Here is a 17,959-nt window from a genome sequence, read left to right as displayed (position 1 = left end):
TACTGAATGCTGGGTACATGCCCACTCCCCAGCCCGTGACCCCCTCGCAGACGCCGCAGACCTCGCTGGAACCCCTTGAACCGCTGGCACCGCTCGGTACGGACAGTGCCGCGAGCCACCGCAAGTCCACCGTCGGTGCCGCGCTGTTGGTCCTGTGCTCCTCCGTGTCCCTGCAATTTGGGGCGGCGCTGGCGTTCATGCTCTTCCCGCATGTGGGCGCCTGGGGCATGAACAGCCTTCGCATCGGCATCGCCGCGCTGGTACTCCTGGTCCTGGTTCGACCCAAGGCCTGGAGGTGGACCAAACGGCAGTGGATCGGCGTGGTGCTCTTTGGCGTGAGCCTGGCGCTCATGAACGGCTTCTTCTACGCGGGCATTGAGCGCGTGCCCCTAGGCACCGCCGTCGCGATCGAGTTCATGGGGCCGCTCATCCTGACCGCGGTCCTCGCCCGGCGCTGGCGCGAGGGAATCTGGATCCTGCTCGCCCTGGCGGGCATGGCGCTCTTCTTCGTGGAGAGCCTCACAGGCACACCCCTTGACCCAGTGGGCGTCGGCTTCATCCTGATCGCTGCCGCCGCCTGGGCCGCCTACATCTTGGTTGGCCAGCGGATTGGCCAGAGCCTGCCAGGGGCACAGGGCCTGGCCGGTGGCCTGGTGGTGGCCGCGGTGCTCATGATGCCGATTGGGCTTCCGACCGCGCTGCCCGCTCTCGTGGGAGATCCCACGCTGCTGCTCATCGCCATCCCGGCCTCGCTGCTGGCCTCCTTGATCCCCTACTCGCTCGAATTCGCTGCCATGAAGCGCCTACCCAAGCCCGTCTTCGGGATCCTGCTGTCCCTGGAGCCGGCCGTGGCCACACTCGCCGGATTCCTGCTGCTGTCCCAGGCGCCGTCGGTCCTAGGGTTGATGGCCGTGGCACTCGTGGTGTCGGCCAGCGCCGGGTCCACGCTCACCGCGCGCGGGTAGGCAGCTGCCGGGCTGGGTTCAACTGGGATGGACCCTCGCGACCGGTCTAGCGGATGCCCACCGGGTTGTGGGTGCTAGGACGTTCGTTGTCCGGATGCGCTGCGAACGCCCGGCGAAACGTTGTTCGCCGATCCGCGCCGCTCAGGTTCATCCCACCGATCCCCCGGGTTTTCGTGGATCCCCCACCCACTCGACGGGGGATCCATGAAATCTCGGGGGATCCACGCGAACGAGAGGGATCCACGCGAGGGCAGGGTATGCGCACAGGGACTACTCCAAGGGCCTGCTCCTGGACCAGCGCGGCGCGCGCACGGACAAGAACGGGAATCCCAAAGACGGCCCACACCACCGCCATCCGTCGTACTCCGCAATCAGTTCTTCTACATCAACTGGTTCATCGACACGGAGACCGGCAAACGCCACGGGAACACCCTTGTGCGCCCCGACTGAGGCCATCGACCACATCGAGATCGAAGGCAACCACCAGTTGCATCACCTCAAGGCCGGATAGAAGCCAGAGGGCTGGGACGAATGGGTAGCCATCGCGGCCGCGCAGGGCGACCGCTGGGCCCTTGAGCGCCCCGACTTCTTTTGGCCATCCCAGACCAAAACGTACAAGTCACGCTCTTCCGCTCGTGACAAGCAGGCCATCGTGCGGCGTTGGGGTGGTGACGCCGAGATCCTGGTCGCAGAGGTTGGGGACTTCAAGCCGATTGCGGAAGTCACGGCCAGCCGCGCCCGAGCCCGCCGACAAGTCCGGATTGACAAGCTGCAGGCGCAGATCACCGCCCTGGAAGCGGAGACCGAAACTTGCCCGTCCCGCGCTGCCGCAGCAAGCCCTTGGGCGGAGCGCGCTAATGAAACCTGAGCGTCTCAACTGGGTGGAGGATCTCTTCTCCCGGTTCCCGAAGACTATGGCCGTCCTGGTGGGCGGCCTTTTTGTGCCCTCGTGTTGTGCGTGGGCCTAATCGAAGGAGCCTGACCGTGGACAAGCAAGCTCATGAGGCGGACCACCTCCGCCCCGGGATGACCCAGGTCGTCAACCAAGCCGACAAGCCGGAAGGCGTGCTCTGGTAAGGGACTGACTCGGAAGGTGAGACCCATGCTTGGACGCCCAAGGAGGTCACCTTCGTCGGGTGGAAGCCCGCCAAGGTTGTGGAAGCGTGAGGGCGCGGCTGCACGAGGTGGCGTGTGGGCTGAGGCGCAACAAGTTGGACATCGCGGCCACGCGCGACGGCGATTGGTGGTGGTTTGACCACCCCATCCCCCTCACCAACGCCCGCGGCGACACCACAACCCTCGCCCGCACCCATGATGTCCACATCATCCACAAAACCGACGAGGCCCCAGCACACGCTGGGGCCCCACCCATTGGAGGCACTCCGAGGCTGACGCTGTCGAAGCGCTGACTAGGTTGCCATCGGCCCGTGGACTGGTCGGCTTTGAAGGGGCGGTCCGGCAAAAAATGGGTGTCGTCTGGTGTGCCCGAGGGTTCCCCGAACGCTTGGGTGCCAGTTCGCCACGACGGCATCGCGCCGATCAGGCCGCCAAGGGGATGTCACAGCGTCCGCTCGAAAGGCTCCCACGAATTATCGTGGGAGCCTTTCGGCTCTCGACTGCTCAGGAACCTGGCGCTAGCCGCTATTACAGGATCGGAGGGTTTCCTCCACGTTTCCAACAATCCTGAACAGACGCGGCTGTTCCGGACAAGCAAGCACCTCAAGTAGTTCCCTCGAAGGCGATGAGTTCCACTCCCCCGGTTCAGCGATCTGCTGCAAGCCGAGGTCAAACCCGCGTTCCCGAACGGAAGGGACCGGTACCGTCCCCTCCGCCCAGAAGTCCACATCCACCACAACCGTTCTTAGGCCGTCGTCCTCGAAAGTAACGCTGACAATCAGTGGCTCCCATAACAGCACGGAAACAGCGTGCACAGATCCCGTGAAGCTCGCGAACCTCAGCGCCTCCCCGATTCCCGCGGTCAATTCAAAAAACACGGAGGGTTCCGTGACCAACCCGCTACTCATCCCCGACGATCAGTTCGTCAAGTTCTGCCGCGTCGACGGCCTTGCCGATGCCGATGCGCTCGGTCGTGGCTGTGTACAACTTCCCATCCCTTGGGAGGGAAGTTGTCGCAGCCGACCTGCCAGCGAACCCGACAGTTCCTGACACCGCAGACCAAGCCTTGCCGAGGCCAACGTCGACCCAGTCGGGGCACCGGAGGGCCTTGTCAGGGTTCAGGCAGTACGCGGTCTGAAGACCAAGCTCTCCACCGACTGTCTCACCGTGGAGCACCTTCAGCGCTGATCGCACAAAGACTCCCCTGACTTCCCGTTCATCCGTGACCGTGCATCTTCCGTTCTTGCACTTAATCTCATTACTCCACACCGTGTGGGCATATGAGGTGCCGGACTTCACGATGGTGGGCGCCGAGGCGAGGTACCGAATCGATGCCTGGGTCTTGATGTTATGCCTATGCTCTGCCTTGTCCTGCCCCCAACCCTTTTGCGACACGTTGTCATAGAACCCGGTCCTCACGGGAGTGCTACGCCATTTGCCATTCGGCAATCGCTCCCGAACCTTAAACTCGATGCGCTCCGTCTTGTACGAGGCCGGCGGCATAGCCGCGTTAGCGGAGCCCGCCGACAACGCCAGCACTCCGAACATGAGCGCGCCAACAACTCCTGCAGCTACTTTGCGGCCGCAAAGTTTCATTATTTCCCCGCCCTCGAAGAGTCTGCTTTCGCGTCAAAAGTTAACGGCTAATCGGGCATCGCCACAACCGGTGTTGCACAATCGTTGTCAAAATCGTTGGCTCAGTTCCACTCCTCCACACATGTCAACTTTGGTACAAGCGCACGTCGCCACCCCTCCCCCACCCGATTTTCGTCAGGCCGCTCCACACCAGGGCGGCCTTTTTTATGCCCAAAAGGTAAGGACCCGCGTGAAAAAGCACCTCGCGGCAGCCGCCGCCATACTCCTAGCCTGCACCCTCGCCCTGACGGCCTGCGCCAACGACGCAGACGTTGCCTCAGAAAACCTTTCCAAGGACTCCGACAACTTCAAGGTCGCCCGCCGGGTCGCGTTCTTCAACGGCATCACAGACAAGTACCTCCTGGAGATTCAGGGGCTGTGTGCGATCCAGGCCGACACCGCCGAGAACCAGCTCGAGGTCACTTGCAAGACCGGTGCCGACGAGTTTAAGAAGCACTTCTTGGGCCACTCTGACAACACCACCTACTTCGTGGAGCAGATCGAGGGCAAGAACGTCTCCACGGACTTCTACAAGGTCACGTTCAAGCCGACCCAGATCCTCCCCCAGTTCGAAAACACCAGCGGCAACTAGCTCTCGCCAGCCCAACGAAAGGAACGTCCTTGTCTCTCGACACGAAATGCATCATCGCCAACGCCCAAGAGATGGCTAAGCCCATTGAGCGGTCCCTGGCCTCCGCCAACGAGACCCTCGAAGAGATCACGACCGCCATTGAGACCGGCGAGCTAGTCGGCAGTGAGGAGCTTCGGACCGCCCTTGCGATGACCAAGATCGGCGTCCTCGTGGCCCTCGTGCACGCCGTCAATGCCAACACCTCCGCACAGACCATTCAGGCGCTCATTGCAGCCCGCGCCGAAAGCGGCGGTCTGCAAGGTCGTCTACGCGAAAGTCGGCCACACGCTGTTCCGAATCAACGCGGGCCGGTGCCCGTGATGCAAACCAAGCCATTAAAGACCGTAACTCAACACGTGGCCGGCAACCGAGGCCGCTTGCTACACGCGTGAGTGGCAGAGCGAAGCCCCGTTTCCCATCAAGGAAAACGGGGCCACGCCAGCAAGCTCATTTGAGCGATCTACGCCTTTGTATAGCTCGCAACGCCAGAGTCAAAAACCCGACTCCAACGCCAACCAGTATGAGGGCCTGCCCGCTGCGCGCCACCACCGGGTCGCCAGAGAAAACTAGGAATATTCCCCAAATAGCAAGCACTCCAACGAGAAGAGCACCTGTTGCCATTAGCAATCCAAATTTCATCACTATACCTCCTAAGGCGTGAATAGGTTTGCCATGAACATTTTACCTTACGGTCCCGTGCAATACGGAGTACCTGTCCAAAGAATGCGGAGCACAACTCCATTTCCATCACGCGAACAGTAGGTGATAGCACCGGCCACAATGGCCAGCACACCCGCTACCACTGAGGGGACTGGTGTAGGAGTTGGTGACAACTTCGGTTGAGGCCGCGAGGGCCTGGGTGGTGTCGAGTTTGCTCTCGTATTCGATGGGGGTCAAGCCGCCGAGCCGGTCTTGGGCGCGGCGGCGGTGGTAGGTGCGTTCGATCCAGGTCACGATCGCCAGGAGCAGGTCTTGGCGAGTGGCCCAGGTTTGCCGGTTGAGGACGTTCTTTTGCTGCAGTGCCCAGAAGGATTCCATTGCGGCGTTGTCGCCTAGTTGACCTGGCACTTGGTCAGGACGCCCACAGCGACCCTGCGGATCACTTGGGACGACACGTTGCTGAGCAGACCGTTGCCGATGCGCACCGGCGCCGCGTGGTGCTTCAGTGCACGCTCGTCGTTCTGGTCGGCTCCTCCAGCCAATTACGCACTCACCGCCGATCCACCACCTCACCTGCGGCTCCGTTTGACCTCAGATAGCCCATTCACCCGGATTACCCTCGAGGCCGTCATCGCGGACCCTGTGGGCTAGACGCCGAACCTCCCTCTTCGTCCGCGCGTGACTCGTGGTGGCTGGTTATGCACTCATGGGCCGTCACTAGACGTAGTTCCTTGCCTACTCCGCGTTACTCGCAAACGTCGCATCATCGCCATCCCATCTCACTGCCCCGACGAGCCTCGATCGTCGGCGGGGCGAAGCCAGAGCCGACGGTCGTGAGCGAGTCACGAAGTCGAAGAATGAGACTTCGTCTCTCCTTCTCCTTGCGCTACGCCCCGTCACCCCGAGGCACAACGGGGGGCATCCCGAATGGCGTTCTTCTGGAACTCCGACCGGGGCTCGTCCAGCCCAAGCTGTCGCCCACTCCGAGCTGAGTTCACATAAACGCCCCGACCACCTGGGCATGACCGATCACCACTGAGAGCGGAGCGAGTGCCATGTCCATCAATCCCCTGGGCGACCTGATCCGGGACGCCATCGACACCCAGAAGCTGAGGCTGCGCCGGGTCGCTGAGCTCGCCACTGCGGCCGGCCACCCCATCTCCCACAGCAACATCCAGCGCCTGACCAAGTCCCCCGCGGAGCTGCTCTCGCCGAGCACAGTCCACGCTCTGCCCGCTGCCCTGCGCTTCTCCCCCGCCGCTGTCACCGCGGCCGCGCTGCGCACCCTGGGCTTGGACTCCGTTCTGCAGCGCACCCCTAACGTCGTCGCTTCCGTCCTGGCTAACAGCAGCCTGTCGGAGGCCCAGAAAACGGCCCTGCTGACCGACTACGAGGCGTTCTTAGCCTCGGGTGCCAGTCACCCACGCAGGCCCTCCTGGCGCCGGAGCTGGCCGCGTGAGCTGGGGTGCGCTGGAGGAGCCGGAGCTGATGCAGGTCGGCAAGCTGCTCACGATCTCGTCCGAGCCCAACCACCCGACCGGAATGCTCGCCGACACCTTCCGCGCCGGGGACCGAGCCTCCTATCTTCCGCGCGGTCAACCTGCGCACCCGCAAGGTCCGCGGGCTGCTCATCCCCGGCAGCGAAGTCGGCGGCTGGATCAGCTATCCGCGTCAGCTTGGCCGTAACTGCTGGGCCGATCCGACTGCAGGCTTGGACCCCTACGCCTTAGTGCAGAACAGCGTCTACCTCGGCTCCGGGACGCTGCTGCGCAGCGGCGCGCAGGACGCCTCGAACGTCGATCCCCCGGGTTTGCGTGGATCCCCCGCCCACTCGACGGGGGATCCATGAAATCTCGGGGAATCCGCGGATGGCGGCCCGGATCTCCACCGGCTTTTCGCCGCAAGGACGGCAAATACTCGGGCGCACGGCCAAAACCCGGTGGAAAGTGGCACTACGCCCCACGGCGCACGGTGGGCGGCGTCGGCCAGGCCAGGGCTAACGTCAGGGCTCACGCCACAGCCGCCGCAGAGTGGCCTAGGAAATGCGAAAAGCCCCGGTTGCCCGGGGCCTTTCCTTGGTAGCGGTGCCGGGACTCGATCCCGGGACCTCACGATTATGAGTCGTGCGCTCTAACCAGCTGAGCTACACCGCCACGAATGAAGTGAGCCGCTCCGCTCCGCAAAAGCGGGTCGGAGCGGCTCTCCATTCAGAGCCCCCCACGGGAATCGATCCCGTGACCTCAGTCTTACCAAGACTGCGCTCTACCACTGAGCTAGGGGGGCAACGCAGACGAGCTTACCAGCCCGTCAGCGCCAGACGAAATCGAGGGAAACCCCCGGTTTCGAAGTCTTAGTGACGGGGCTTGCGGGACTTGTAACCGCCCTGGAAACCGCCGTCATTCCGGGAATTTCCGCCGCTGCGGAAACCACCCTTTCCGCCGCGATCACCATCAGATTCGCGACGAGAAGTGCGATCTGCATCACGCGGGGCCTCACGACGATCGTTGCGGCCGTAGCCCTGGCGATCATCGCGCTGCTCCGACGCGCCGCGCTCGGGGCGGGCGTAGCCACCACGCTCGCCGCCACGGTCGTTGCGCTCGGGACGCTCGTAGCTGCCACGACGATCGTCGCGACGCTCGCCACGGCCGGCGAACTTGTCGCGACGGTTATCCCCGCGACGGTCATCGCCACGGTTGTCGCGGCGCGGCGCACGGCGATCGCCCTCGTCAGAGGAATCGGAGGGGCGACGGCCCGTATCCGGCTCCAGGTTGATCAGGCGCCCACCGATGCGGGTGCTGGAGAGCTTGGCCAGGGTGTCCGGGGACAGCTTGGCGGGCAGCTCGATCAGCGAGTGATCCGCACGGATGTCGATGGAACCGATGTCACCGGAGTGCATTCCACCCTCATTGGCGAGAGCGCCAACGATGGAGCCGGGCAGCACGCGCTGCTGGTGTCCAACGGAGATGCGGTAGGTGGCGTTTCCTGCGCCCAGCGGCTTGCTGGGGCCGCGGGAGGCAAAGGCGTCGCGGGTGCGCTTGCCTGCGCGGGCCTGCTTGGCCAGCGGTGCCACAGCGATTTCCTCAGTCAACAGCGGGCGACCGCCCTGAGCCAGGTGGGCAAACGCCGCGGCGACCTCGATGGGGTCAACATCGTGCTCGGCCAGGTAATCGGTCACGAGCTCGCGGTACTGCGAGATGTCCTTGGAGGAACGGGCCTTGGTGACCTTGGCGGCCAGGCGGCCAAGGCGGGACTTGTTGACGGCCTCGATGCCGGGAATCGGCACCTCGGTGACGGCGTTGCCCGTGGCCTTCTCGATGTGCTTGAGCAGGAAGCGCTCACGCGGGGTGATGAAGAGGACGGCGTCGCCCTGGCGACCGGCGCGGCCGGTGCGGCCGATGCGGTGCACGTAGGACTCGGTGTCGTGGGGGACGTCGTAGTTGAAGACGTGGCTGATGCGCTCCACGTCCAGGCCACGAGCGGCCACGTCGGTGGCGACCAGGATGTCGATCTGGCCTTCGCGCAGGTTTTCCACCGTGCGCTCGCGCTGCTGCTGGGCAATGTCACCGTGGATGGCGACGGCGCGGAAGCCGCGGGCCTTCAGCTTGGAGGCAACGTCCTCTGCGGCGACCTTGGTGCGGACGAAGGCGATGATGCCGTCGTGATCCTCGGTCTCAAGGATGCGCGCCATGACGTCCAGCTTGTGGGAGTGCATAACCTGCAGGTAACGCTGGCGAATGTTCACGCCGGCGCTGGAGACGGCATCCACGGAGACCTGCTCCGGGTTGCGCAGGTACTTCTCGGCGATGCGGCGGATCTGGCGCGGCATAGTGGCAGAGAACAGTGCAACCTGCTTGTCCGCGGGGGTGGACTCAAGGATGTGGTCCACCTCTTCGGCGAAGCCCATGCGCAGCATCTCGTCTGCCTCATCCAGGACCAGGTACTGCAGGCCGGAGAGGTCAAGCGCGCCGCGGTCCAGGTGATCAATCACGCGGCCGGGGGTGCCCACAACAACCTGCACGCCGCGACGCAGCGCGGAGAGCTGGGGGCCGTAGGGCGAGCCGCCGTAGATGGGGAGGATGCTGAGCTGATCAACGTACTTGGCGTAGCTGCTGAAGGCCTCCGCGACCTGCAGGGCCAGCTCGCGGGTCGGGGCCAGGACCAGCACCTGCGGGATGCTGGGCTTGCCGTTGACGTCGTTGAGCTCGGCGATGCGAGAGAGCGCGGGGACGGCAAACGCGGCGGTCTTGCCGGTACCGGTCTGGGCCAGGCCCACCACGTCGCGGCCCTCAAGCAGCAGCGGGATGGTGGCGGCCTGGATGGGAGAGGGACGCTCGTAGCCCAAGTCGGTCACGGCGGCCAGGAGGCGGGCGTCAAGGCCCAAATCGGCGAAGGTAGGGCCCGTGGGCTCTTCGGCCTTCTCGGGGGCGGCCTCAGTGGCCGGGGTCTCGGCCTGGACGGGGGCCTGCGCGGCCTCGGTCTTCACGGTCTTGGTTTCAGCCTGCTCGACGTTGGCGGCGGCTTCCGGGGCGACGGCCTCGGTGGTGGGATCAAAGTTTTCAGACGTGCTGGTAGTCACGCGGTTCTCCTCTGTGGGGGACGTAGGCATGCGCAAGAGAGGTCCTCGTGGGGAACCACCTTGACACGGGTACGGTTGGCCCGTGACCGGCGCAATCCCTCCACGACAACACGCGCTCACACAAGCGCACACACCAACAGTCATCTTCAATCGATGACACACGAGGGAAAGCCGGATAACGGCGTCCCCCCACTCTAGCCGCTTGGGCCGGTTGACGGGGAGTCCGGTGAGAGACGTCACCTTCGGCGCAGGTAGCGTGGGAGTGAGCCACTTCACTGGCTCCAGTGCGAATTCCCCGCCCCCTCAACGAAGGATTCCCATGACCCTCGCCATCACCAACGCCCACGTGGTCCCCATCGATGCCCCCGAGTTTGACGGCACGCTCCTGATCTCTGACGGCAAGATCCAGGCCCTTGGCCCGGACCTTGCGCTCCCCCAGGGAGCAGAGGTCCTGGACGCGAAGGGCGGCTGGCTGCTCCCGGGCCTGGTGGACGCCCATGTGCACCTTGGCACCCACGAGGAGGGAGAGGCCCCCAGCGAGGATGACACCAATGAGCGCACCGATCCCGTGACGGCCGGCGTGCGCGCCCTGGATGCCATCAACCCCTTTGACCCCGGCTTCAACGAGGCCTTGGGCGGCGGCATCACCACGGTGAACGTGAACCCCGGCTCCGCCAACCCGATCGGCGGCCAGGCGGCGGCGCTTCACACCCACGGAAGGTGGGTTGACAGCATGCTGCTCCGCGCGCCGTCGGGCGTGAAATCAGCGCTGGGGGAGAACCCCAAGAAGGTCTTTGGCGGCAAGGACAAGACCCCCTCCACCCGCCTAGGCACCGCCATGGTGATCCGTGCCGCTTTCGCGGAGGCCCAGAACTGGATCGACGAGGGGCGCCCGGGCCGCGACGTCAAGCTGGAGGCCCTCGCTGCCGTGCTTGATCGCGAGATTCCGTGGCGCCAGCACTGCCACCGCGCGGATGACATCGCCACGGCCATGCGCCTGGCGGACGAGTTTGGCTACCGCCTGGTCATTGACCACGGCACGGAGGCCCACCTGCTGGCGGACGTGCTGGCCGAGCGCGAGATTCCGGTCCTGATTGGCCCGCTGCTCACCACCAAGTCCAAGCCGGAGCTGCGCGGGCGCTCCATCGCCAACCCGGGCAAGCTGGCCCGCGCCGGCGTGGAGATTAGCCTCATCACCGATCACCCCGTCATCCCCATTAACTTCCTGATTCACCAGGCCACCTTTGCCGTGAAGGAGGGGCTGGATCGCGAGACCGCCCTGCGTGCAGTGACCCTGAACCCAGCCAAGGTGCTTGGCCTGGAAGACAAGCTGGGCTCGCTGACGCCGGGCAAGCAGGCGGATGTGGTGCTGTGGAGCGGGGACCCGTTGGATGTGATGCAGCGGGCCGAGCGCGTCTGGATCCAGGGCATGGACGTGGCCCACTACGACCACGAGAATCACTCGCTGGTGGTCAAGGAACGCGCGCCTCGCTTCTGAACCGCCGGTAGGCTCGGAGCATGACCACGCCCCGCCCCCCACGCCCCCGCTCCCTGACGGTGGCCGTGTGGTGGTGGGGCGCCGCCGGAATCGCCGTTGCCGCCTTCGCGGTGGCGTCCTGGGCGCAGGCCAGCTTCCTCGGCTTCGAATCCACCACCGCGTTCGTGATGCTGGGCATCGGGCTCAGCGCGCTGGCGCTCGTGGTGGGTTGGGGCACCCTACGCCTGGCCCTTGGCCACCTGGCCGGGCGGCTCACGCTGACGGCGCTCGGCCTGATTGCCGGCCTGCCCATGTTGCTCAAGGGCGCGCGCCTGCTGCCCCTGGCGGCCGCGCTGCTGATCGGCGTGGTGCTGCTCTACCTGCCCGGCGCGCGCTCCTACTTCAAGGAGCAGGTCCAGGCCCGCCGGGCCAAGAGCCGCGAGCTGCGCCAGGCGGACCGCGCCGCGCGGCGCCGGTAAGACCTACAGCTGGCCGAAAGCCCGCTCCAGATCGCCGATCAGATCCGCCGCGTCCTCGATGCCCACGGACAGGCGCAACAGGTCCTCCGGCACGGCCAATTCGGTGCCCTTCACGGAGGCGTGCGTCATCTCTGAGGGGTAATTCATGAGGGATTCGATGCCCCCCAGGGACTCCGCCAGCGTGAAGACCCGCGTGGCCTCTGCCACGGTGCGCGCCGCGGACGCGCCGCCCTTCAGCCGCACCGAGACCATGCCGCCAAAGCCGCTCATCTGGCGCGCCGCGATCTGGTGCCCCGGGTGATCCGGCAAGCCCGGGTACAGCACATGGGAGACCTCGCTGCGGCCCAAGAGCCAGTCCGCCACGGCCTCCGCGTTGGCCACATGGCGATCCATGCGCACGCCGAGCGTCTTGATGCCGCGCGTGGTCAGGTACGCGTCAAAGGGCGAGGACTGGTTGCCTGCGGCGAACTGGATGAAGCGAACCTTGTCCGCCAGCTCCTGGTTGTCCGTGATGACGGAACCACCCACCACGTCTGAGTGCCCACCCAGGTACTTGGTGGTGGAGTGGACCACCAGGTCGGCGCCCAGGGCCAGGGGCTGCTGCAGGTAGGGCGTGGCGAAGGTGTTGTCCACGACGGCGAGCGCGCCGGCCTCGTGGGCCACGGCGACCAGCGCCTCGATGTCCGCGATCTTCATCATGGGATTGGACGGGGTCTCGATCCAGAGCATCTTCGCGTGGTTCTGGCGCACGGCCGCGCGCACCGCGTCCACGTCCCCCAGGTCAACGGGCGTGTGGCCAATCCCGGCGCCGCCGTGGATCCTGTCGATCAACCGGAAGGTGCCCCCGTACACGTCATTGCCCATGACCACGTGGTCGCCGGAGGTCAGCAGCCCGCGCAGGATCGCGTCCTCCGCGCCAAGCCCGGAGGCGTAGGAGATACCAAAGCGGCCACCCTCCAGCGCCGCGAGCTGCTCCTGCAGCGAGTCGCGGGTGGGGTTGGTGCCGCGCGAATAGTCGTAGCCGCCGCGCAGCTCGCCGATGCGGTGCGGGTGGTACGTGGTGGAGAGGTACAGCGGCGGAATCACCGCGCCCGTGCTCTCCTCCCAGGCCTGCCCGGCGTGCACGGCGCGGGTGTTGAATCCGGGGGTCTGGGGCTGGCTCTGCGAGGACATGCGATTCCTGTTCTGAACTGTCTGGTCGGTAACGAACTTGGCTGGCCGGTGACGAACCGGGCTGGCCGGTAACGAACCGCGTAGCTGTGTCTGCGGGGTGCGGCACCGGGTGCCGCCAAGCGAAGGGCCGTGGGGCGTTTATCCGAGGCTGAGGTCGGTGGGCGTGACCACGTCCACCAACTCGCCGCCGCGCAGCACGGGGACCGCGCCAGCGCCGGCCCAGGCGGCGATTAGGGCGGTGAGCCCCTCGCCGGCGCCCACAGTGGGAAGCGCCGGCTCCAGCACGCGTGAGAGCGCGGTTTCGCCCAGTGCCGTCCCGGCCGCCAGCGCCGTGCGCAGGCCCTGGACGGAGACGGAGCCGCGCACCTCGCCCTCGCGGGCGGGCCAGGTGTCGGAGGAGAGCACCGGCAGCGCCGGAACCTTCGCCGCCTCCAGCGAGACGAGTGCCGCCGCGACGTCCACGGTGGCTGGCAGCCCCTTGCGGGCCTGGCGGCGCGATCCGGTGAGGGCGCCGCCCACTGTGCCCGCGGCGTCGGGCAGGGGGTGCTCTCCCGAGCCCTTCGGGGGAACGCGCGTCTCAAAGCCGTGCGAGCGCATCCATGCGTCGTCAAAAATCTTGCCGATGTAGCCGCGCCCGGAATCCGGCAGGATCACGACCACCACGGCGTCGTCCGGGAGGTCCTTGGCCACGCGCAGCGCGGCCACCACGGCCATGCCGGAGGAGCCGCCGACCAGCAGCCCCTCCTCGCGGGCCAGGCGCCGCGTCATCTCGAAGGATTCGGCGTCGGTGACGGCCTCCAGGCGGTCCGGGACGGCGGGGTCGTAGTTGCCCGGCCACATGTCCTCCCCCACGCCCTCGGTGTAATAGGGGCGGCCGGTCCCACCGGAGTAGACGGAGCCTGCGGGATCTGCGGCCACGACCGTGACGGGGCCGGTGGCGCGGTCCGCGGACACCTCCTTGAGATAGCGGCCGGTGCCCGTGATGGTGCCGCCGGTGCCGGCGCCGATCACCACGTGTGTGAGCAGCCCGTCCGTGTCCGCCCAGATCTCCGGCCCGGTGGTGGCGTAGTGGGAGTCAGGCGCGGCGGGGTTGGAGAACTGATCCGGCTTGTAGGCGCCGGGCGTGCGCTGCACCAGCGCGTCCGAGACTCCGTAGTAGGAATCCGGGGAATCCGGCGCCACAGAGGAGGCCGTGACGACCACCTCGGCGCCGTAGGCCCGCAGCACCGCGCGCTTCTCCTCCCCCACCTTGTCCGGCGTGACAAAGACGGTGGGGTAGCCCTTCAGCGCGCCCACCATGGCCAGCCCCACACCGGTATTGCCGCTGGTGGGCTCCACAATGGTGCCGCCGGGGCGCAGGAGGCCCGCGGCCTCCGCACGCTCAATCATCTCCAGGGAGATGCGGTCCTTGATGGACCCGCCGGGGTTGAGGTATTCCACCTTGGCCAGCACCGTGGCTCCGATCCCCTTGGTCACCGAATGCAGCCGCACCAGCGGCGTCTTCCCGATCAGGTCCAACACAGTCTCCGCATATCGCATGTGCGCAAAACTACCGATCATGACGGGGAAATGGCTGGTGGCGCGACATACATCTTCACAGGCTGGCGTTTGCGGGCCGAATGCGCTGCGGTTCGTTTCCGTGTGGGCGGGGTTCGTTTCGGTGTAGGCGAACCGTCGGGGCCCGGTGGCAGGATGGTCGCATGCGTGAGGACACCGGGGCGCAGGGCCCCGCCGCGAGCCGGCTGTGGGCCCCGGAGGGGCCGCTGGACGTGCGCGCCACCCTGGCCCCGCTGCAGCACGGCCCCGGGGATCCGACCCTGCGCTGGATGCCCGACGGCGCGTGGCGGGCCGTGCGGTTGGCCGCCGGCCCCGCAACGGTGCGGCTCAGCGTGGTGCCCGGCGCCGCCCGCGAGGTGGCGGCGGGTGCCACCCGCCAGGCAGATCCGCGCGACGCGCGACTGGGAGGCACCACGCGTGGCACCCTCCTTGATCCGCAACGCGGGGACCAGATCCGGCTCGACGCGTGGGGGCCCGGAGCGCAGGCGGCGCTGGAGGCCGCGCCGGCGTGGCTGGGCAGGGACGACGACTGGACGGACTTTGACGCGCCCGGCTTCCACGAGCGGCTGCCGGAATCCGTGCGCGCCACGCGCAGGGTGCGCCTGGGCCTGAAGCTCCCCCACGGCGGCGGGGTGTTGGACACCCTCACCGCCATCATCCTGGAACAACGGGTCACAGGGCTGGAGGCCCACTACGCCTGGGCTCGGCTCGTCACCCGCTTTGGGGAGCGGGCGCCCGGGCACGTGGTGGTGTCACGTGGCGGGCCGGGGCACAGGCCCACCACGGGCACCGCTGCCGTTCCACCCCGGGCCGGCGCAGCCGTTGCGCTCATGCTGCCGCCGACCGGCGCCGCGTGGCGGGCCATCCCCTCGTGGGAGTGGCACGCTGCGCGCGTGGATGCCTCGCGGCGCAACACGCTGGTGGCCGCCGCCGAGCGGGAAAGTGCGTGGCACCGACTGGAGGCAGGCGTCCCCACTCGGCCGGGCGCCGTCGAGCTGGCGGCCCTGGAAAGGGCCCTACGCTCCCTCCCCGGGGTGGGCGTGTGGACCGCGGCGGAGACCCTGCAGCGCACGCACGGCGCGCCGGACCACGTCTCCTTCGGAGACTTCCACGTGGCCCACCTGGTGGGGCAGGCGCTGACGGGGCGGCGCGTGGACGACGCCGGCATGGAACGGCTCCTCGCCCCGTGGGCCGGGCATCGCCAGCGCGTGGTCCGGCTGCTGTATGCGTCCGGTGCCAAGAACCCGTCCTACGGCCCGCGGCTGGCGCCGCAGGATCACCGGCGGCACTAGCGGCGTCGGTGACGGCGTCACCACCGGCGTCACCACCGGCGTCGCCAGCGGCGGATGAGTTAGCTGCCGCCGCTCAGGAACCGCGCCGCGTCCTCACGCATCTGCACCTTGCGGACCTTGCCAGAGACGGTCATGGGGAAGCCGTCCAGGATCTGGACGTAGCGCGGGACCTTGTAATGGGCGATGGTTCCGGAGGCAAAGTCGCGGATATCATCCGGTGTCAGCGTCTCTGCGCCGTCCACCAAGACGATGCAGGCCATCAGCTCCTCGCCGTACTTCTCATCCGGGACGCCAATCACCTGCACGTCCTGGATCAAGGGGTGGGCGTAGAGGAACTCCTCCACCTCGCGTGGGGAAATATTTTCCCCTCCGCGGATGATCAGGTCTTTGATGCGCCCGTCAATGGAGATGTAGCCGTCCGGATCCATGCTCGCCAAATCACCCGTGTGCATCCAGCCGTCCTCATCCACAGCGTCCGCCGTCTGCTCCGGCTCATCCCAGTACCCGGCCATCACCGAGTACCCACGGGTGCACAGCTCCCCCGTCCGCCCGCGCGGCAGGATCTCACCGGTTCCGGGGTCAATGACCTTTGATTCCAGCGCCGGCATGGTGCGCCCTACGGTCCGGGTGCGCTGCTCAATGCTGTCATTGGAGCGGGTCATGGTGGAGACGGGGCTGGTCTCCGTCATGCCGTAACAGATGGCGACCTCCCCCATGTGCATGCGGTCAATCACCTTGCGCATGACCTCCACCGGGCACGGCGAGCCGGCCATGACGCCGGTGCGCAGCGAGGAGAGGTTGTAGTCGTCAAAGTCAGGCAGCGCCAGCTCGGCAATGAACATGGTCGGCACGCCGTACAGGCTGGTGGCGCCATACTCCTGCACCGCGGCGAGCGCGGCCGCTGGCTCAAAGGTGCGGGAGGGGATGATGGTCGCCGCGCCGTGGGACAGGGCGGCCAGGTTGCCAATCACCATGCCAAAGCAGTGGAAGAAGGGCACGGGAAGCACCACAGAATCCTCCACCGTGTACCCCAGCAGCTCGCCGATGTGGAAGCCATTGTTCAACAGGTTGAAGTGGGTCAGGGTCACGCCCTTGGGAAAGCCCGTGGTGCCAGAGGTGTATTGCAGGTTGATGGGATCCGTGGGGCGCAGCGACTGCGCGCGCTGGGCCAACTGTTCCGCACTGACCTTCGTCGAGTCCTCCATCACCTCAGACCAGGTGCTCTCCACAAAGTGCTTCTGGTGATGATGCAGCCCCTCCCCGTGGCGCTCGTGGCGGCCGGGAACCGCGTGCGGATAGGACGCCTGATCCACCTCCCCGGGGAGCGGAAGCATGATCAGGGTCTCCAGGTCCGGGCATTGCGCCGCCACCTCCCGCGCCACGTTGGGCGGGTTGGTGCGCGCATCCGGCGGGGCAACAATCAGGGCCCGCATGCCGCACTGCTTCACCACAAAGCTCAGCTCGTGGCTGCGATAGGCCGGGTTCAGGTTCACCAGGATCACGCCGGCCTGGGCCGCACCGTATTGCACCAAGGTCCACTCGGCACTGTTGGGGGCCCACAGCCCCACCCGATCCCCCTTGGCGAACCCCGCGGCAATCAGCGCAGCGGAGACCGTGTCCACGTCCTCCATGAGACGCGCGTAGCTCCAGAATCTGCCGGTGCCGGCCTCCAGGACCGCATCCGCGTCCGGGTACTGCTGCGCAATCCTGCGCAGGTTCTCCCCGATCGTCTCATCCAGCAGGGCCAGGTCCTCCAGCCCTTCCGTGGAGGACGGTGCGGAGTTCCGCTGGGATTCGTCTAGCACGGACATGATGCCTCCGGAAGGTTCGGTCAGGGCAGATGGTGTGGGTTCAGACGTGGGATTCAGAGGAGTAGTTGCCAGCTGCCCGACGACGCTGGGCTAGGTTGGCGACGCGCCGGCAGGGTGAGTAGGTGGCCGGATGAGTAGCTGGTCGGGTACGTAGGTGGCCGCCCTATTCGCTGGCCGTCATTCGCTGGCTGGGGCTGGGCGGTCCACACCCTGGCGGGCCTGCTCCTCGGCATTGATGCGGGCGTGGACCTCTCCCATGTCAATGGCCTTCACGGCCTCCACCAGCTCGGTGAACTGCGTCTTGTTCAGGGCGCCGGGCTCCGAATAGACCAGCACGCGGTCACGGAAGGCCATGAGCGTGGGGATGGAGGTGATGTTGGCGGCGGCCGCGAGGGCCTGCTCCGCCTCGGTGTCCACCTTGGCGAAGACCACATCGGGGTGCTGTCCGGAGACCTCTTCATACACCGGCGCAAAGCCGACGCATGGACCACACCATGCGGCCCAGAAGTCAACGAAGACGATCGGGTTCTCTTCGACGATCTGGCCGAAGGTGGCCTCGGTCACATTTGTAGTAGCCATGTCCCCAC

13 protein-coding genes, 2 tRNA genes and 1 pseudogene are annotated in these 17,959 nt (G+C 66.5%); 6 read left to right on the top strand and 10 right to left on the bottom strand.

The window, feature by feature from the left end:
- Positions 1-17: 17 nt before the first annotated feature.
- Positions 18-965: an EamA family transporter gene (locus DWQ67_RS00845; protein ID WP_121483693.1), complete on the top strand. Its 948-nt coding sequence runs from the start codon at positions 18-20 to the stop codon at positions 963-965.
- A 2,016-nt stretch (positions 966-2,981) separates the two neighbouring features.
- On the opposite strand, the gene DWQ67_RS00825 is transcribed toward DWQ67_RS00845, so the two are convergent.
- Positions 2,982-3,629, bottom strand: a complete 648-nt coding sequence (locus tag DWQ67_RS00825; protein ID WP_121483689.1) for a hypothetical protein — start codon at positions 3,627-3,629, stop codon at positions 2,982-2,984.
- 277 nt (positions 3,630-3,906) lie between these two features.
- Here DWQ67_RS00825 and DWQ67_RS00820 point away from each other — a divergent pair, with 277 nt between their 5' ends.
- Positions 3,907-4,308 carry a beta-sandwich lipoprotein gene (locus DWQ67_RS00820; protein ID WP_121483688.1) on the top strand — a complete coding sequence of 134 codons (402 nt, stop codon included), beginning with the start codon at positions 3,907-3,909 and terminating at the stop codon, positions 4,306-4,308.
- 29 nt (positions 4,309-4,337) lie between these two features.
- Positions 4,338-4,739: a hypothetical protein gene (locus tag DWQ67_RS00815; protein ID WP_121483687.1), complete on the top strand. Its 402-nt coding sequence runs from the start codon at positions 4,338-4,340 to the stop codon at positions 4,737-4,739.
- Positions 4,740-5,190: 451 nt separating this feature from the next.
- Here the strand turns inward: DWQ67_RS00815 and DWQ67_RS00810 are convergent.
- The 5 genes and pseudogenes from DWQ67_RS00810 to DWQ67_RS00790 all read right to left on the bottom strand — a co-directional run.
- Positions 5,191-5,409 (bottom strand): annotated as a pseudogene (locus DWQ67_RS00810) (IS3 family transposase); the annotation flags it as partial.
- Positions 5,400-5,549: a hypothetical protein gene (locus DWQ67_RS13670; RefSeq protein ID WP_158595317.1), complete on the bottom strand. Its 150-nt coding sequence runs from the start codon at positions 5,547-5,549 to the stop codon at positions 5,400-5,402. The gene DWQ67_RS13670 and the pseudogene DWQ67_RS00810, both read right to left, overlap by 10 nt.
- A gap of 1,534 nt (positions 5,550-7,083) precedes the next feature.
- Positions 7,084-7,160: transfer RNA gene (locus DWQ67_RS00800), tRNA-Met, on the bottom strand.
- Between the two features lie 58 nt (positions 7,161-7,218).
- Positions 7,219-7,290 (bottom strand) — tRNA-Thr (locus tag DWQ67_RS00795).
- A 67-nt stretch (positions 7,291-7,357) separates the two neighbouring features.
- Positions 7,358-9,613 (bottom strand): DEAD/DEAH box helicase, encoded by a 2,256-nt coding sequence (locus tag DWQ67_RS00790; protein ID WP_199712556.1) that lies wholly within the window; start codon positions 9,611-9,613, stop codon positions 7,358-7,360.
- Positions 9,614-9,902: 289 nt separating this feature from the next.
- Here DWQ67_RS00790 and DWQ67_RS00785 point away from each other — a divergent pair, with 289 nt between their 5' ends.
- Both DWQ67_RS00785 and DWQ67_RS00780 read left to right on the top strand, forming a co-directional pair.
- Positions 9,903-11,081, top strand: a complete 1,179-nt coding sequence (locus DWQ67_RS00785; RefSeq protein WP_121483684.1) for an amidohydrolase — start codon at positions 9,903-9,905, stop codon at positions 11,079-11,081.
- A gap of 20 nt (positions 11,082-11,101) precedes the next feature.
- Complete coding sequence (locus DWQ67_RS00780) at positions 11,102-11,539, top strand: hypothetical protein (protein ID WP_121483683.1); 438 nt, start codon at positions 11,102-11,104, stop codon at positions 11,537-11,539.
- Between the two features lie 3 nt (positions 11,540-11,542).
- On the opposite strand, the gene DWQ67_RS00775 is transcribed toward DWQ67_RS00780, so the two are convergent.
- Entirely contained in the window at positions 11,543-12,712 is a 1,170-nt protein-coding gene (locus DWQ67_RS00775) for a cystathionine gamma-synthase (protein ID WP_121483682.1), read from the bottom strand.
- Between the two features lie 138 nt (positions 12,713-12,850).
- A complete protein-coding gene (locus DWQ67_RS00770) occupies positions 12,851-14,251 on the bottom strand; it encodes a pyridoxal-phosphate dependent enzyme (protein WP_121484211.1) in 1,401 nt (466 codons plus the stop codon).
- A 161-nt stretch (positions 14,252-14,412) separates the two neighbouring features.
- Here DWQ67_RS00770 and DWQ67_RS00765 point away from each other — a divergent pair, with 161 nt between their 5' ends.
- A complete protein-coding gene (locus tag DWQ67_RS00765) occupies positions 14,413-15,561 on the top strand; it encodes a DNA-3-methyladenine glycosylase family protein (protein ID WP_121483681.1) in 1,149 nt (382 codons plus the stop codon).
- 59 nt (positions 15,562-15,620) lie between these two features.
- On the opposite strand, the gene DWQ67_RS00760 is transcribed toward DWQ67_RS00765, so the two are convergent.
- Positions 15,621-17,372 (bottom strand): AMP-binding protein, encoded by a 1,752-nt coding sequence (locus tag DWQ67_RS00760; protein WP_121483680.1) that lies wholly within the window; start codon positions 17,370-17,372, stop codon positions 15,621-15,623.
- A gap of 177 nt (positions 17,373-17,549) precedes the next feature.
- Positions 17,550-17,951: a thioredoxin family protein gene (locus tag DWQ67_RS00755; RefSeq protein ID WP_121483679.1), complete on the bottom strand. Its 402-nt coding sequence runs from the start codon at positions 17,949-17,951 to the stop codon at positions 17,550-17,552.
- Positions 17,952-17,959: the final 8 nt, after the last annotated feature.

The sequence above is a fragment of the Galactobacter caseinivorans genome (assembly GCF_003640665.1).
GTDB lineage: Bacteria > Actinomycetota > Actinomycetes > Actinomycetales > Micrococcaceae > Galactobacter > Galactobacter caseinivorans.
Note: the sequence above shows the minus strand (reverse complement) of the source record. Positions and strands in the feature narration are given on the sequence as shown.

Excerpts from the sequence above, each read along its gene's own strand:
- DWQ67_RS00785 (WP_121483684.1), top strand. The coding sequence starts at position 9,903 with ATGACCCTCGCCATCACCAACGCCCACGTGGTCCCCATCGATGCCCCC.
- DWQ67_RS00770 (WP_121484211.1), bottom strand. The coding sequence starts at position 14,251 with ATGCGATATGCGGAGACTGTGTTGGACCTGATCGGGAAGACGCCGCTG.
- DWQ67_RS00780 (WP_121483683.1), top strand. The coding sequence starts at position 11,102 with ATGACCACGCCCCGCCCCCCACGCCCCCGCTCCCTGACGGTGGCCGTG.
- DWQ67_RS00765 (WP_121483681.1), top strand. The coding sequence starts at position 14,413 with ATGCGTGAGGACACCGGGGCGCAGGGCCCCGCCGCGAGCCGGCTGTGG.
- DWQ67_RS00755 (WP_121483679.1), bottom strand. The coding sequence starts at position 17,951 with ATGGCTACTACAAATGTGACCGAGGCCACCTTCGGCCAGATCGTCGAA.
- DWQ67_RS00790 (WP_199712556.1), bottom strand. The coding sequence starts at position 9,613 with ATGCCTACGTCCCCCACAGAGGAGAACCGCGTGACTACCAGCACGTCT.
- DWQ67_RS00845 (WP_121483693.1), top strand. The coding sequence starts at position 18 with ATGCCCACTCCCCAGCCCGTGACCCCCTCGCAGACGCCGCAGACCTCG.
- DWQ67_RS00760 (WP_121483680.1), bottom strand. The coding sequence starts at position 17,372 with ATGTCCGTGCTAGACGAATCCCAGCGGAACTCCGCACCGTCCTCCACG.
- DWQ67_RS00825 (WP_121483689.1), bottom strand. The coding sequence starts at position 3,629 with ATGTTCGGAGTGCTGGCGTTGTCGGCGGGCTCCGCTAACGCGGCTATG.
- DWQ67_RS00775 (WP_121483682.1), bottom strand. The coding sequence starts at position 12,712 with ATGTCCTCGCAGAGCCAGCCCCAGACCCCCGGATTCAACACCCGCGCC.